Here is a 13,711-nt window from a genome sequence, read left to right as displayed (position 1 = left end):
GATTCCGCCCGTCGCGCAATGCCCGCACCTGCCGATGCGTCAAATATCGTGGGGCACAGCGCAAAGCTCGCGCCGACGACCGGATCCCGGTCCTGGATCCGATTCCCCTGCGAGCATGCGGGTGCGCGGATAAAGTCAGCTGACGTCGCACGAGAAGCACCGAGCGCACCCGCGATTGCCGTCCGATGGCCGGCCGCGGCAACGAAGGGACTCGTCATGAGCACGGCGGCCGAGCGAGCAGCTCAACTCGATCTGGTGGCCCGGTTGAAATCGGCCTATCCCGAACTTCCGGATGCGCCCACCCCGGATCTCCTTGATCACCACCGGATCACCGCATACCTCAAACCCGTCCATGATGTCGGCGGCGAACCCGATGCGCCGATGAAGTACGAGAACAAGCAGTACGAACTCTGGGAGCACATGACGTATGTGATCTGCGAGGTCCTTGCCTGGCGCGGCATCTGGCTCTCGGAGGAACGCCGCCGGCTCGGCAACGTCGATGTGGGCAGGGCTGAATACCTGGGCCTGCCGTACTACGGCCGCTGGCTGTTGGCCGTCGCGCGGGTGCTGGTCGAAAAACATCACATCGGATTGACCGAGTTGAGCGAACGGATGGCAGAGGTCAAGGCGCGCTACGAGGGCGGCCTGGCCGGAAAGACACTGGAAGCGAAGCCGAAGTTCGAAGGGGACGGGGCGGCGGTCAAGCGCAACGCCCACCACAAGCACGCCGTCGGCAAGGGCGATCCGCAGGTCTATGCCGGGCAGGCGGGCGAGCCGAAATTCAAGGTCGGCGACGCGGTCGTCGTGCGCGAGTTGCCGGTGATCTTCTACACCCGCACTCCGGAGTACGTGCGCGGCGCCAGAGGCGAGATCGCGACCGTCGCCTATGAGAGCCCGGCGGCCGAGGACGAGACGTGGGACCGCCCGGCCAAGCCGGAATGGTTCTACGTCGTGCGGTTCACCATGTCGGAGTTGTGGCACGGCTACACCGGCACCGGCGACGACGTCATACAGACCGAGGTTCCCGAGCATTGGCTGGAGGCCGCCGCATGACCGGTCACGACCACGATCACGATCACGACCGCACCGTCGCACCGATGGTCGACGAGATCACCGACTTCGAGGTCCTCGAGATCGCGTTACGCGAACTGTGCATCGAGAAGGGCATCTTCACCGCCGAGGAGCATCGGCGTTTCACCGAGTTCGCCGAGCAGATCGGGCCGACTCCGGCGGCGACCCTGGTGGCCCGGGCGTGGCTGGATCCCGAATTCAAGAAGCTCGCCCTTGTCGAACCCATGACCGCCAGCAAGGAGGTCGGCGTCGACTGGATGGAACCGACCGGATTCGGTACACCCAGCGACTTCACCGCGTTCGAAATCCTCGCCGACACCCCGACACTGCACAACGTGATCGTCTGCGCGCTGTGCTCCTGCTACCCGCGCCCCATCCTGGGCAACTCACCCGAGTGGTACCGCACGCCGAACTACCGCAGGCGCATGGTCCGCTGGCCGCGCCAGGTGCTGGCGGAGTTCGGCCTTTACCTGCCCGACGAGATCGCCATCCGGGTACAGGATTCCAATCAGAAGCACCGGTTCATGGTGATGCCCATGCGCCCCGAGGGCACCGAGGACTGGACCGAGGAACAACTCGCCGAAATCGTCACGCGCGACTGCTTGATCGGCGTCGCGCTGCCGAAAGCGGGGGTGACCACCAACGTCATCACCGACACCCGCCCGGCCGTTCATCCCGTACCGAAAGCATGAGCGGCACACCCGATTCGGCGGGCGTCGAGCGGGCGGCGATCGCACCTCTGGAAGAGATCGTCGAGCGCAACCAGGTGTGGTCCCGGATGGCCGCCAAGTACGGGGTGGAGAACCCGGTGCCGCCGTGGAAGACCAGCCTGGACGGTATGTGCGACGCGCTCGACCGCGCCGCCTGCGACGCCGACGTCCCGGACTTCAAGCAGCGCCGCGACGAGGAGGACGTGCTGTCGGCGACGCGGTACTCGAACCTGCCCTATCCGGAGAACCAGTTGGTGTCACTCGCGCATTCGCTGGTGGCGCACGGCATCATCGGCGAAGCGGAACTCCGGCAGCGCCTCGCCGCGATCCGCCAGCGGCTGGAAGCCTGAGCGCCGCCGGGCGTTGAGTTCACCTCGTGGAAAAGATCATCATCACGCTCAGAGCGACGGACGCAGACGAGGCGTGGGCCGAGCGGATTCGGGGACCCGTCGTGACCGACCTGCTCGCCCTCGGTTTTCCGGGGCTGACCGTCAACGTGCGCGACGATCCGGTGCGCGATTCGTTGATGACGCTGACGACGCTGGACCCGCCGGTGGTCGGGTTCGTCAGCCTGTGGACGCAGCAGTATTACGGCGACGCGGTGACCGCTGCGCTCGCCCGGCTGAGCAAGGAGGCCGACGAGGTCGCGGCCTACCTCGTCACCGAATCGGTCCCGCTCGCCCCGCCGGACACCCGTCCCGGGCAACGCACCGAAGGCCTGGCCAACGTCGCGTTGCTGCGCAGACCGGCCGAGCTGGACGAGGCGACCTGGCTGACGCGCTGGCACGTCGACCACACACCCGTGGCCATCGAGACGCAGTCGACGTTCGGTTACACGCAGAACGCTGTGGTCCGCGCGTTGACGCCGGCGGCGCCGGCCATCGCAGCGATCGTCGAGGAGCTGTTCCCCGAAGCGGCGACCTCCGATCTGCACGCGTTCTTCGGTGCGGCCGACGACGTCGAGTTGCGCAGCCGGATGGACCGCATGGTGGCCAGCACCGAAGCGTTCGGCGCGAACCACGACGTCGACACGGTGCCGACCAGTCGTTATGTCTATCGAACCCCGTTCGCTACCAACACTTCCCGGTGACAGGAAGAACCGCGGTGATCGGGCCGGATACGACACCGTGAGGATGAAACAGCCCCGCGCGATCCGGCTCGTCGCACCCGCCCGCGGCTGTCAGTTCGCGGAGCGCTTACGCTGCTGCCGTGGCTGACACGACCCTGCAGATCGCCGACGACAACCGGGTCCGCACCCTGACCCTGAACCGGCCCGAGGTGCTCAACGCGTTCAACGAGGAGATGTACTGCGCGACCGCCGTCGCCCTTCGCGAGGCCGCCGCCGACCCCGACGTCGCGGTGGTGCTGCTGACCGGTGAGGGACGGGCGTTCAGCGCGGGCAACGATCTCGTCGAGATGCAAAGGCGCATCACCGATCCCGCGTTCAACGAGCAGGGCAGCCATTTCACGACCATGGTCGATGCGCTCGCAGACTTCCCGAAACCGTTGATCTGCGCCGTCAACGGGGTCGGTGTCGGTATCGGGGCAACGATTCTGGGCTACGCGGATCTGGTCTTCATGTCGGCGACCGCACGGCTGAAGACGCCGTTCACCAGCCTCGGTGTCGCGCCTGAGGCCGCGTCGTCGTACCTGCTGCCGCGGTTGATGGGCCGCCAGAATGCCGCCTGGCTGCTGATGTCATCTGAGTGGGTGGATGCGGATGAGGCACAGCGAATGGGGCTGGCGTGGAAGGTGTGCGCGCCCGAGGAGCTGTTGCCCGAAGCCCGCCGTCACGCCGACATACTCGCGGCGCGGCCCGTCGCGAGCTTGATGGCGGTCAAGCAGACCATCACCGCCCCGACCCGGGACGGCATCGCCGCCGCCACCGCCAGGGAGATCGAACATTTCGCGGTGTTGATGGGCGCCGCGGCTAACGCGAGCGCGCTGGCAGAGTTCACTGGTAAGCGCGGGCCAGCCTAGCGGCCCGCTAGCGACTCGCCACCCTGGGCACCGGGTGGTCGACCTCGACCTCGACCTCGGCGTGCGCCGCGAGGATCGCCCGCAGGGTGCGCCGGCACCGCCCGCAGTCGCCGCCGGCGCCGCAGGCCTCGGCGATCTGTTTGGACGTCCGGGCTCCGTTGGCCACGCATTCGGTGACGTCGTGGCTGGTGACTCCGGTACACAGGCAGACAAACATCGGTCAGCCCTGCCCGTCGACGCTCATCAGGTGGGCGAACCGACCGACGAACTGCGTCGGATAGGCGCCAAGCCCGACGTTGGACATCCACTCAGCGGCCGCATCGGGGTGATCGATCCACTGCCTGGCGGCGAGCTCGTCCTCGATCTCCTGCAGGATCATCACTTCGTGTCCGTCGTCCAGCGCGCGGTAGACCCAGATCTTGCGCACCCCGCTGCGCTTGAAGCGCTCGATACCGTCGTGCACCTTGACCATCAGCGCCGACACGTCCTCGACCGACGACATGACGCCCACCACCACGCGGCCCACGTGATCCGCGGGCGAGGGGGCGTACAGGTCGATCTTCTCGACCACTTCGCCGCCGAACACCGGCGGAATGTCGTCGACTCCGGCGACGTCGAACACCTCGAAAACCGCCGACGAGCGCAAAACGTCGCGAATTGACCGGGGGTTGCGGATTCCAATTGTCACGAGCACGCGGTTCGGCTCCCAAATCGACGTGTACACGACGACATGATGGGCACCAATTGATTGCAAATTATCGTGACGTTTCTTGAGCCATTTCCACATTCGCTCGACATCATCGACTCGAAAGTCGCACGCAAGAATCAGCGAGTGCAGATCGTACTCACTCATCGATTCTTACCGCCTGTCTCGACTCCGGCCCAATGGTTAGCGCAGTCTAACCTTACTTAGCCTAGGCAGTCCAGACTAGGGCCCGCATCAGGGCCTCGAGTCGTCGCGACGGCTCGTCATTGGACCGAAAACACGCCTCGCGCAAGCATTAAAGCGAGCTTGTCGGCCATAACTGGACTAGTTTGGATGGTGCATGATCGAAGCGATGCCTGACCAGCCCTCAAGTGCCCTAGGAGTCACCATGCAAGGCGATCCGGACGTACTGAAATTGCTCAACGAGCAATTGACGAGCGAACTCACAGCCATTAACCAGTATTTCCTGCATTCGAAGATGCAAGCAAATTGGGGCTTCACCGAACTCGCCGAATACACGCGTAAAGAGTCGTTCGAAGAAATGAATCACGCGGAGGACATCACCAACCGCATTCTTCTGCTCGACGGGCTCCCGAACTATCAGCGGTTGTTCTCCCTGCGAATCGGTCAGACCTTGCGTGAGCAGTTCGAGGCCGACCTGGCGATCGAGTACGAGGTGCTGGAGCGCCTGCGTCCGGGCATCATCATGTGCCGCGAGAAGGGCGACGCGATCTCGGCCACACTGTTGGAGAAGATCCTGTCCAACGAGGAAGATCACATCGACTACCTCGAGACCCAGCTGCAGCTGATGGACAAGCTCGGCGACGAGCTCTACGCGGCACAGTGCGTGTCGCGCCCGCCGACCGCGTTGTAGGCGCCTCCCCGAGGACCCCGGCGACACCTCCCCTTTCCGCGAGCCCTTTCCGCGCGCGGGTTTGCACACGACACGGCGTGCTTGTCGCAGCGTTTCACGCACGTTCGCGGGGCAACCCTCGTCGGGGTGTGTAACTTTCCTAGCCTGACTAACGATATGGGTGTGGAGAGTTTCGCCTCGGAAGGGAGACATGACCAGCCAGGCCACGCCGAGCGCCGCCGCCGACCGGGAGTCCGGCGGCGCGCTGATCAGCCGCCGGCGCCGCAACGTCATCTTTGTCGCGGTGCTGCTCGGCATGCTGTTGGCAGCCCTCGACCAGACGATCGTGGCGACCGCGCTGCCGACGGTGGTCGCGGATCTCGGCGGCGCCGGTCACCAGTCCTGGGTGGTCACCAGTTACCTGCTCGCCTCGACGATCGTCACCGCGGTGGTCGGCAAGCTGGGCGACCTGTTCGGCCGCAAGACCGTGTTTCAGGTCTCGGTGGTGTTCTTCCTCGGCGGGTCGGTGCTGTGCGGCATGGCCGGGTCGATGGCTGCGCTGGTCGCTTCGCGCGCCCTGCAGGGGATCGGCGGCGGCGCGATCATGGTGACGGCGATGGCGGTCATCGGTGAGGTCATCCCGCTACGGGAGCGCGGACGGTACCAGGGCGCGCTCGGCGCGGTGTTCGGCGTCACCACGGTGATCGGCCCGCTGCTCGGCGGGTTCTTCACCGACCACCTCAGCTGGCGCTGGGCATTCTGGATCAACGTCCCGATCGCGCTCGTGGTGCTCGCGGTCGGTGCCGTGGCAATCCCGTCGCTGGCGAAGGCCGGCCGGGCGGTGATCGACTACGCCGGCATTCTCTTCATCGGGCTGGGGGCGTCCGGGCTGACGCTGGCGACCAGCTGGGGCGGCAGCACCTACCCGTGGTCGTCGGCGGTCATCACCGGGTTGTTCGCGGCCTCGGCCGTCGCGCTCGCGATCTTCGTCTGGGTGGAACTGCATGCGGCCGAACCGATTCTGCCGATCCGGCTGTTCGCCAGCCCGGTGTTCACCGTGTGCTGCATCTTGGGCTTCATCGTCGGGTTCGCCATGCTCGGGGCGCTGACGTTCCTGCCGACGTTCATGCAGTTCGTCAACGGGGTGTCGGCGACGGAATCCGGCCTGCGGACCCTGCCCATGGTCGTGGGCATGCTCATCACCTCGATCGGCAGCGGGAACATCGTCGGACGCACGGGCCGGTACAAGGTCTTCCCGATCGCGGGCACCGCGATCATGGCGGTGGCGTTCTTCTTGCTGTCCGGCATGGATGCCGGGACACCGACCTGGGAGCAGTCGCTGTTTCTGTTCATCCTCGGCGCGGGAATCGGTCTCTGCATGCAGGTCCTCATCCTGGTCGTCCAGAACACCTCGAGCTTCGCCGACCTCGGAGTGGCGACGTCGGGTGTCACATTCTTTCGGACCATCGGAAGTTCGTTCGGCGCAGCGATTTTCGGCAGCCTGTTCGCCAATTTCCTCGCGAGCCGGATCGGGCCGGCGCTGGCTGTCAGCGGCGCGCCGCCGCTCGCCGCGGAGTCGCCACAGGCACTGCACACGCTGTCGCCGGAGATGGCCGCGCCGATCATCGATGCGTACGCCGACTCGCTGGGCCGGGTGTTCCTCTACGTCGTCCCGGTCGCCGTCGTCGGCTTCGTCGTCTCGCTGTTCCTGAAAGAAGTGCAACTGCGTGAGGTGGAAATGGTGTCGGCGACCGACCTCGGCGAGGGCTTCGGGATGCCGGGCACCGAATCGCCGGAGAAGATTCTGGAGGTGGCCGTCGGCCGGCTGTTCCGCGATTCGCCGGACATCCGGTTGCGCGCGCTTGCCGCGCAACCCGGCTGCGACCTCGACGTCTGCCAGATGTGGGCGCTGCTGCAGATCTACCGGCAGAACCAGGTGTTCGGTTCGGCCACGCTGACCGACATCGCCGAACGACTGCGCGTGCCATACGAGGTCATCGAACCGGCCTTCGACGACCTCGTGCGTCATGGTCTCGCGCTGCGCACCGGCGGCCGGCTGTGGCTCACCCAAAAGGGCATCAGACAGGTCGACGCGATCTCCACCGCGATCGTCGGGCGCATCGTCGAGAAGCTGGCGACCTCGCCGTCGTTCGAGGGGCGTCCGGACCGGTTGCAGGTGGAGGCGGCGCTCGAGCGAATCGCCCACCGCATGCTGGTGCAGCGCGACTGGACCGACGACCGCCCGCAGTTGGTCGCCACGGGCTGAAACCAAACTAGAACGCGTTCCAATTCCGCGGCTCGCGGCGTACGATGCCGTCATGAGCCGCATTGGGGACTTCGCCGCCGACGACGCCGCCGCCTGGGTGGTGAAGTCGCCGGACATCGGCGTCGCGATGGCAGGCTTCACCAACGCGGTCTACACCAAGAACCGACTGCCCATGCGGGTCCGTGAACTCGCACGGATGGTCATCGCACTCGACAACGAGTGTGTCGTCTGTCAAAACACCCGCGACTCAGAGGGTTTGGCCGCCGGTGTCGACGAAGATCTCTACGACCACGCCGCCGAGTGGCGGACCTGGCCGGGCTACAGCGCACAGGAACGCGTGGCCGCGGAGTTCGCCGAACGTTTCGCGAGCGACCACACCGGCCTGCGCGACGACGAGGACTTCTGGGACCGCTGCCGCGAACACTTCAGCGACGAACTGCTGACCGACTTGGCATTGTCGTGCGCTATGTGGCTGGGTATGGGCCGCATGCTTCGCACGCTCGACATCGGTCAAAGCTGCAAGATCACGCTGTAAGCACCGGCGCGACCGCGCACAATGGCTGTCGTGAATCCAGTGGCAGCCAAGCCCCTCGCCGCCGCGGCGATCGCGCAGCTGGAAGCCGACGGGGTCGCCACGCTGATCGGCACGGTCGTCAACCCGGCGGGGCTCACGCACGCCAAGACCGTGCCGTTGCGCCGCATGGGGGCGTTCGCCGATCCCGGACTGGGCGCCAGCCCGGTCTGGCACGCCTTCACGATCGACCACACCGGCATCGTTTACGGCCGAGCGATCACACCGGTGGGCGATCAACGGATCCGCATCGACCTCGGCGCGCTTCGCATCCTCGGTGACGGGTTGGCCTGGGCGCCAGGGATGTTCTTCAACCAGGACGGCACTCCCGATCCGTTCTGCAGCCGCGGGGCGTTGAGCCGGGTGCAGAACAGGTTGGCGGACGAGGGCCTGACCACCGTCGTCGGTCACGAGATGGAGTTTGTGCTCGTCGGTCCCGACGGCGCGCGCCTGCCGTCGCACCTGTGGGCGCAGTACGGGTTGGCCGGCGTGCTGGAGTTCGAAGGGTTCGTGCGCGACGTCACCAACGCCGCGACCGCGTCGGGCGTCGCGATCGAACAGTTCCACCCCGAGTACGGGGCCAACCAGTTCGAGATCTCGCTGGCCCCACTGCCACCCGTCGCGGCGGCTGACGCGCTGATGCTGACGCGCATCATCGTGGGACGGGTTGCGCGGCAGTACGGCATGCGGGTGAGCCTGTCGCCGGTGCCGTTCGCCGGCGGTGTCGGATCCGGTGCGCATCAACACTTCTCGATGAAGCGAGGGGAGACGGAGCTGTTCTTCGACGGCGCCGGCGCGAACGGGATGACGCGGGAGGGCGAGTCGGCGATCGCGGGGCTGGTGGCCGGCCTCCCCGAGGCGCAGGGCGTGCTCGCCGGTTCGGTGTTGTCCGGTCAGCGTATGCAGCCGGGGAACTGGGCCGGGGCGTATGTCTGCTGGGGCACCGAGAACCGCGAAGCCTCAGTGCGATACCTGATCGGCGGGCCGAGCAATCCCTACGGCGCGAACATCGAAGTCAAGGTGGTCGACCCGTCGGCCAATCCGTATTTCGCGACCGCGGCGATCCTGGGTCTTGCGCTGGACGGGATCGAACGCGGGCTGCCGCTGCCGCCGGAGACGACCGTCGACCCCGCGACGCTGACCGATGCCCAGCGCGGGGAGACGGGCGTCGTACTGCTATGCGAAAAGCAGACCGATGCGCTCGATGTGCTGAACCGATCGTCGTTGATGCGAAGGATTCTCGGCGATGAGGCCGTCGACGCCGTGGTCGCGGTGCGCCGCTACGAGCACGACAACTACGGCGCGCTGAGCCCCGAGGAGATCACCGACAAGTTCCGGCTGGCCTGGAGCGTTTGACGACCTAGACCAGGCCGGTCGCGTCGAACACCCACGACATGTCGGCGTTGGCGAAATCCTCCATCCAGGTGGGCGGCGCGTTGTTGGCGAGCGCCCCCATGTCCCAGTAGTCCTTCCACAGCGTGATCTTGCCGTTCTCGACGCGGTGCACGCTGACGAACTTCAGGACTGCCGATTCGCCTGTGGCCCAGTGCCATTCCTCGTGATGCTCGTACATCACGTCCGCACCGTTGTCGAGCATCAGGCCGTCGAAGTTCTCGTAGGACGCCAGCGGCTCGAGGCCGATCTTGAGGCGCTTGACGATGTCTTCGGGCCCACGCGCGGCAGCGGTCGGGCCGACCGGCATGTCGAGGTAGATGCAGTCGTCGGACAGGAAGGTCTTCACCGCCTCCCAGTCCCGCGCCGAAAGCGCCTTCCACATGCCGAGCACCGTATCGCTAACTGACACTGGCCAGTTCACCTTCCTGTCGCGAGAGCGCCGGCGCCTTGTGCGCCGCACGCAGAAACCGCCCGGTCCGCCGATTGCCGACGACGTCGGTGAGGTTGCCGTCGAGGAACACCGCACGCCCTCCGACCAACACGGCGGCCACAGTGTCGTCGTTGCGGTTGACCATGCGTGAGAGCCCGCCGTACTGGTCGACTTCCGCTTCGGCGTAGGTGTCCAGCGAATCGTCGAGACGCGCGGGGTCGATGACGACGACGTCGGCGCGGTCCCCGATACGCAGATGGCCCGCGTCGATGCGGTACCAATCGGCCAGTTCCCCGGTGAGCCGGTGCACCGCGTGTTCCACCGTCATGAAAGGCCGGCCGGCCTTCTCGGCGTCGCGCACGTGGCGCAGCAACCGCAGACCCATGTTGTAGAACGCCATGTTGCGCAGGTGTGCGCCGGCGTCGGAGAAGCCCATCTGGATACCGGTGTCGCGCGCGAGCTTTCTGAGCACTTGGGGCCGGTGGTTGGAGATCGTGGTCCGCCAGCGCAGCGCCCTGCCATGCTCGAGCACCAAATCGAGGAACGCGTCGACGGGGTGCAGCCCGCCGCGGTCCCGGCCGACCTGGCCGAACGACTTGCCGACAACCGAAGCATCGGGACACGCGACGATGTCGGCGTCGAAGAAGTCGCGCTGCCACACGCGGATGCCCAGCTTGCTTTCGTACTCCTTGCGGAAGCGGCGGCGGTAGGCCTCGTCGCGCATCAACTCGTTGCGCTCGACCTCGTCGCGCAGGTGCAGCGCCGCGGCGCCCGCCCCGAACTCCTCGAAGACGACCAGGTCGATGCCGTCGGCGTAGACCTCGAACGGCACCGGCAGGTGCTGCCAGCGGAAGTTGCCGCCGAGCTTGTTGACAAGCCGGGCCGCTGGACCCAATGCGTGAATGCTGTACGGGTTGGATTTCACGTCCGCCGCCGACAGCAGGCTGGTCTTGAGCGGATTGCGGACGATGCCCAGCGACTGCGCCAGCTGCGAGCCGAGGTTGAGCGGGTTCTGGATGTCCGGGCCCGACTGCAGCACCCGTCCGGCGCGGCGCAGCAGCGACTTCAACCGGCGCAGCTCCCGCGGCTTGGCGTAGGTCGACGGCAGCGTCCGCGACCTGCACACGTCACCGTCGAGCTTGTCGAAAAGCAGTTGTTGCGAAGACATTCCGACGAAGCCTGCCTTCAGCGCCTCGGCCAGCCAGCGCTCCATCTGTGCTTGTTCGCCCGTGGTGGGTCGCACGTCCTTGCGGGTGGCGCGGTCCAGGCCCATCACCGCGGCTCGCATGTCGGAGTGCCCGATGAAGGCCGCGACGTTGGGGCCGAGCGGCCGCGACTCCAGCGCCTCGATGTACTCCTCGCAATTCGTCCAGGTCTTGTGGTGCTCGATCGCGCCGATGACGTGTTCTCGGGGGATCGCTTCCACTCGACCGAAGATGTCGCCCGCGTCGGTGGCGTCGACATGCACCGTCGACAGTGAGCAGGAGCCGAGCATCACGGTGGTCACGCCGTGTCGCAGCGATTCGGCCAGGGCGGGGCCGCCCAGTACCTCGACGTCGTAGTGCGTGTGGATGTCGAGCATGCCCGGCAGCACCCACTTGCCGGTCGCGTCGATGACCTGGGGACAGTCGGTCGCGTCGAGGTCGTCGGGGCTGACCGCGACGATGCGACCGTCGCGGATACCGAGGTTTCGCATGGCCGACGAGGCACCGGTGCCGTCGAACCAGCGACCGTTGCGGATGATCGTGTCGTAGCTCACCACGCCATAGAACAGCCCGAGTTGACGAGTGTCAATGAAAATCGTGAACAGATTCTGCGATTTGTCTACTCCAATGACTGACGTACGTCATTCGACGGACCAGCTGTCCGGCTGGCGGCCGTCGACGTCGGTGAAGCCGTACTCGCGGGCTAGCTCGGCGGAGCTGACCGACCGCTGATTCCACTTGGCGCGGGAGTCGTCGGCGGCGATCGCCGCGATGCCCCGGCCGAGGTAGCGCGGTGTCTCCGACTTCTCGAAGCCGGGTGGCGCGGTCGGACCATCCGTACGGTCGGCCGCCAGCGCCTGGCGCCAGTTCTCTTCGGTGACGCCATAGTTGTTGAGCATCATCTCCGAGCGCAGCCACCCCGGCGTCACCGCTACCGCGGTAGCGCCGAACGGCTCGAGTTCGTGGCCGTGGCTGAAGGCCAGCCGATTCACGGCGGTTTTGACCAAGTCGTAGAACACCGACAACCGGTAGTGCTCGGCGTTGTACCCGCGGGTGCCGTCGGTGACCTCGACCAGCAGCCCGCCGGGTCGATCGACCATCAGCGGCAGCAGACAATGCGACGTGATCAGATGGGTGTCGAGGCCCAGCCGCAGGATTCGCAGGCCGGCCTCGAGGTCGTGGTCCCACATCGGGCGATTCCACGTCGGCGGCGGCCCCTTGAGCAGTTCGGCACCCCAGATGTCGTTTACCAGGATGTCGATTGCATCGAACTCGGCGTGGAGCTGGTCGGCGAGCCGGCGAACCTGCGCGACGTCGAGATGGTCGACCTGCACGGGTATGCCGAGACCGCCGAGTGAGGTGACGAGTTCGGCTGTGCCCTCGATAGTTTCGGGACGATCGTAATCCGATTGTGAATTGCTTGATCTGCTGCTGCGGCCCGTGCAGACCACTGTCGCACCGGCTTCGCCGAGGGCGGCTGCGATGCCCCGCCCGGCGCCGCGGGTGGCTCCGGCGACGACCGCAATACGACCGCGTAACGCATCGCGTTCAGGTGTCGAATCCATGGGGGCATACTCGCGGAGATGACCCCGTTGCAGCGCTATATCGCTGAAGAGATCGCCACCGACCACGTCGACGGGCTGCTGTCGCGGCGCGAGGCGCTGCGTCGGCTCGCCCTGCTCGGTGTCGGCACCGCCGGGGCGTCGGCGTTGATCGCCGCGTGCAGCCGAAACCGTGAGCCCGCGGAGGAGGCGCCGGTGACGTCGAGTGACCCGGGCGCACCGCCCCCGGGCGCCGAGAACGCCGTGCCGACCGCGCCGATCACGTGGGCCGGGCCTCGGGGTGAACTGCAGGGCGCCTGGGCCGAAGCGCCGAACCCCCGGGGCGGCGTCCTGGTCATCCACGAGAACAAGGGACTCAACGATCACACCCGCTCGGTGGCGGGACGGTTCGCGGGGATCGGCTACTCCGCGTTGGCGATCGATCTGCTCTCGGCGCAGGGCGGAACGGCAACGTTCGCCGACCCCGCCGAGGCGACGGCCGCTTTGGGCAAGATTCCGCCCGAGGAGGCGCTGGCCGACCTGAGGTCCGGTGTCGACGAACTCCAGCGACGCGTCCCCCGCCAGAAGTTCGCCGCCGTCGGGTTCTGCATGGGTGGCGGTTATGTCTGGCGACTGCTGGCCGCCGGTGAGCCGCGGCTGTCGGCGGCGGTACCGTTCTACGGCCCGACGCCCGAGGACCCGAACTTTTCGCGTTCGAAAGATGTTGCGGTGCTGGGGATTTACGCCGACCGCGATCAACGGGTGAACGCCACCGAGCCCGTCGCCAGGGCGGCTCTGGAGAAGGCCGGCCTGGTGTTCGAACTGGTCACCGAACCCGACGCCGACCATGCGTTCTTCAACGACACCCGCGAGCGCTACAACGCCACCGCGGCCGCCGACGCGTGGCGCCGCGTGCAGGACTGGTTCACCCGCTACATCGGCTGACGCAGTCGACACTTCACCAGCGTTGTTAACGCGCACTT

15 protein-coding genes are annotated in these 13,711 nt (G+C 66.5%); 10 read left to right on the top strand and 5 right to left on the bottom strand.

Going from position 1 to position 13,711, the window contains the following annotated elements; genetic code table 11:
• The first annotated feature begins 216 nt into the window (after nucleotides 1–216).
• The 5 genes from AU187_RS04115 to AU187_RS04095 all read left to right on the top strand — a co-directional run bounded on the left by AU187_RS04115 (nucleotide 217) and on the right by AU187_RS04095 (nucleotide 3,761).
• Nucleotides 217–1,053: an SH3-like domain-containing protein gene (locus AU187_RS04115; protein WP_059098510.1), complete on the top strand. Its 837-nt coding sequence runs from the start codon at nucleotides 217–219 to the stop codon at nucleotides 1,051–1,053.
• Nucleotides 1,050–1,763: a thiocyanate hydrolase subunit gamma gene (gene scnC / locus AU187_RS04110; protein ID WP_059098509.1), complete on the top strand. Its 714-nt coding sequence runs from the start codon at nucleotides 1,050–1,052 to the stop codon at nucleotides 1,761–1,763. Before AU187_RS04115 ends, scnC begins: the two co-directional genes overlap by 4 nt.
• Complete coding sequence (locus tag AU187_RS04105) at nucleotides 1,760–2,131, top strand: hypothetical protein (protein WP_059098508.1); 372 nt, start codon at nucleotides 1,760–1,762, stop codon at nucleotides 2,129–2,131. Before scnC ends, AU187_RS04105 begins: the two co-directional genes overlap by 4 nt.
• Nucleotides 2,132–2,157: 26 nt before the next feature.
• Entirely contained in the window at nucleotides 2,158–2,871 is a 714-nt protein-coding gene (locus tag AU187_RS04100) for an EthD domain-containing protein (protein ID WP_059098507.1), read from the top strand.
• Nucleotides 2,872–2,990: 119 nt separating this feature from the next.
• Entirely contained in the window at nucleotides 2,991–3,761 is a 771-nt protein-coding gene (locus tag AU187_RS04095; protein WP_059098506.1) for an enoyl-CoA hydratase/isomerase family protein, read from the top strand.
• Nucleotides 3,762–3,768: 7 nt separating this feature from the next.
• Here AU187_RS04095 and AU187_RS04090 read toward each other — a convergent pair whose 3' ends face one another.
• Nucleotides 3,769–3,978, bottom strand: coding sequence for a (2Fe-2S)-binding protein (locus AU187_RS04090; RefSeq protein ID WP_059098505.1), 210 nt, complete (start codon nucleotides 3,976–3,978; stop codon nucleotides 3,769–3,771).
• 3 nt (nucleotides 3,979–3,981) lie between these two features.
• Nucleotides 3,982–4,614, bottom strand: coding sequence for a hypothetical protein (locus AU187_RS04085; protein WP_059098504.1), 633 nt, complete (start codon nucleotides 4,612–4,614; stop codon nucleotides 3,982–3,984).
• A 241-nt stretch (nucleotides 4,615–4,855) separates the two neighbouring features.
• Here AU187_RS04085 and bfr point away from each other — a divergent pair, with 241 nt between their 5' ends.
• The 4 genes from bfr (at nucleotide 4,856) to AU187_RS04065 (ending at nucleotide 9,513) form a co-directional block, all read left to right on the top strand.
• Nucleotides 4,856–5,341, top strand: a complete 486-nt coding sequence (gene bfr / locus AU187_RS04080; protein WP_059098503.1) for a bacterioferritin — start codon at nucleotides 4,856–4,858, stop codon at nucleotides 5,339–5,341.
• Nucleotides 5,342–5,531: 190 nt separating this feature from the next.
• Nucleotides 5,532–7,586: an MDR family MFS transporter gene (locus AU187_RS04075; protein ID WP_059098502.1), complete on the top strand. Its 2,055-nt coding sequence runs from the start codon at nucleotides 5,532–5,534 to the stop codon at nucleotides 7,584–7,586.
• Nucleotides 7,587–7,638: 52 nt separating this feature from the next.
• Complete coding sequence (locus AU187_RS04070) at nucleotides 7,639–8,121, top strand: carboxymuconolactone decarboxylase family protein (RefSeq protein ID WP_059098501.1); 483 nt, start codon at nucleotides 7,639–7,641, stop codon at nucleotides 8,119–8,121.
• Between the two features lie 30 nt (nucleotides 8,122–8,151).
• On the top strand, nucleotides 8,152–9,513 hold the full coding sequence (locus tag AU187_RS04065) for a type I glutamate--ammonia ligase (RefSeq protein ID WP_502687731.1): 1,362 nt from the start codon (nucleotides 8,152–8,154) through the stop codon (nucleotides 9,511–9,513).
• 4 nt (nucleotides 9,514–9,517) lie between these two features.
• On the opposite strand, the gene AU187_RS04060 is transcribed toward AU187_RS04065, so the two are convergent.
• From AU187_RS04060 to AU187_RS04050, 3 genes are all read right to left on the bottom strand, one after another.
• Nucleotides 9,518–9,961: a nuclear transport factor 2 family protein gene (locus AU187_RS04060; protein ID WP_059098499.1), complete on the bottom strand. Its 444-nt coding sequence runs from the start codon at nucleotides 9,959–9,961 to the stop codon at nucleotides 9,518–9,520.
• The gene (locus AU187_RS04055; RefSeq protein ID WP_082683786.1) at nucleotides 9,951–11,741 is read right to left on the bottom strand and encodes an N-acyl-D-amino-acid deacylase family protein; all 1,791 of its coding nucleotides are present in this window, start codon (nucleotides 11,739–11,741) and stop codon (nucleotides 9,951–9,953) included. Before AU187_RS04055 ends, AU187_RS04060 begins: the two co-directional genes overlap by 11 nt.
• A gap of 87 nt (nucleotides 11,742–11,828) precedes the next feature.
• The gene (locus tag AU187_RS04050; RefSeq protein WP_059098497.1) at nucleotides 11,829–12,752 is read right to left on the bottom strand and encodes an SDR family oxidoreductase; all 924 of its coding nucleotides are present in this window, start codon (nucleotides 12,750–12,752) and stop codon (nucleotides 11,829–11,831) included.
• 18 nt (nucleotides 12,753–12,770) lie between these two features.
• Between AU187_RS04050 and AU187_RS04045 the strand changes: the two genes are divergently transcribed.
• Complete coding sequence (locus tag AU187_RS04045; protein ID WP_059166254.1) at nucleotides 12,771–13,673, top strand: dienelactone hydrolase family protein; 903 nt, start codon at nucleotides 12,771–12,773, stop codon at nucleotides 13,671–13,673.
• Nucleotides 13,674–13,711 lie beyond the last annotated feature (38 nt).

Origin of the sequence: Mycobacterium sp. IS-1556 (genome assembly GCF_001499985.1) — a bacterium.
In the GTDB taxonomy this organism is placed as follows: domain Bacteria; phylum Actinomycetota; class Actinomycetes; order Mycobacteriales; family Mycobacteriaceae; genus Mycobacterium.
The sequence above is the reverse complement of the archived record's forward strand: the minus strand, read 5'-3'. Positions and strand labels throughout refer to the sequence as shown.

Excerpts from the sequence above, each read along its gene's own strand:
- AU187_RS04085 (WP_059098504.1), bottom strand. The coding sequence starts at position 4,614 with ATGAGTGAGTACGATCTGCACTCGCTGATTCTTGCGTGCGACTTTCGA.
- AU187_RS04050 (WP_059098497.1), bottom strand. The coding sequence starts at position 12,752 with ATGGATTCGACACCTGAACGCGATGCGTTACGCGGTCGTATTGCGGTC.
- AU187_RS04115 (WP_059098510.1), top strand. The coding sequence starts at position 217 with ATGAGCACGGCGGCCGAGCGAGCAGCTCAACTCGATCTGGTGGCCCGG.
- AU187_RS04045 (WP_059166254.1), top strand. The coding sequence starts at position 12,771 with ATGACCCCGTTGCAGCGCTATATCGCTGAAGAGATCGCCACCGACCAC.
- bfr (WP_059098503.1), top strand. The coding sequence starts at position 4,856 with ATGCAAGGCGATCCGGACGTACTGAAATTGCTCAACGAGCAATTGACG.
- AU187_RS04075 (WP_059098502.1), top strand. The coding sequence starts at position 5,532 with ATGACCAGCCAGGCCACGCCGAGCGCCGCCGCCGACCGGGAGTCCGGC.
- AU187_RS04070 (WP_059098501.1), top strand. The coding sequence starts at position 7,639 with ATGAGCCGCATTGGGGACTTCGCCGCCGACGACGCCGCCGCCTGGGTG.
- AU187_RS04090 (WP_059098505.1), bottom strand. The coding sequence starts at position 3,978 with ATGTTTGTCTGCCTGTGTACCGGAGTCACCAGCCACGACGTCACCGAA.
- scnC (WP_059098509.1), top strand. The coding sequence starts at position 1,050 with ATGACCGGTCACGACCACGATCACGATCACGACCGCACCGTCGCACCG.
- AU187_RS04105 (WP_059098508.1), top strand. The coding sequence starts at position 1,760 with ATGAGCGGCACACCCGATTCGGCGGGCGTCGAGCGGGCGGCGATCGCA.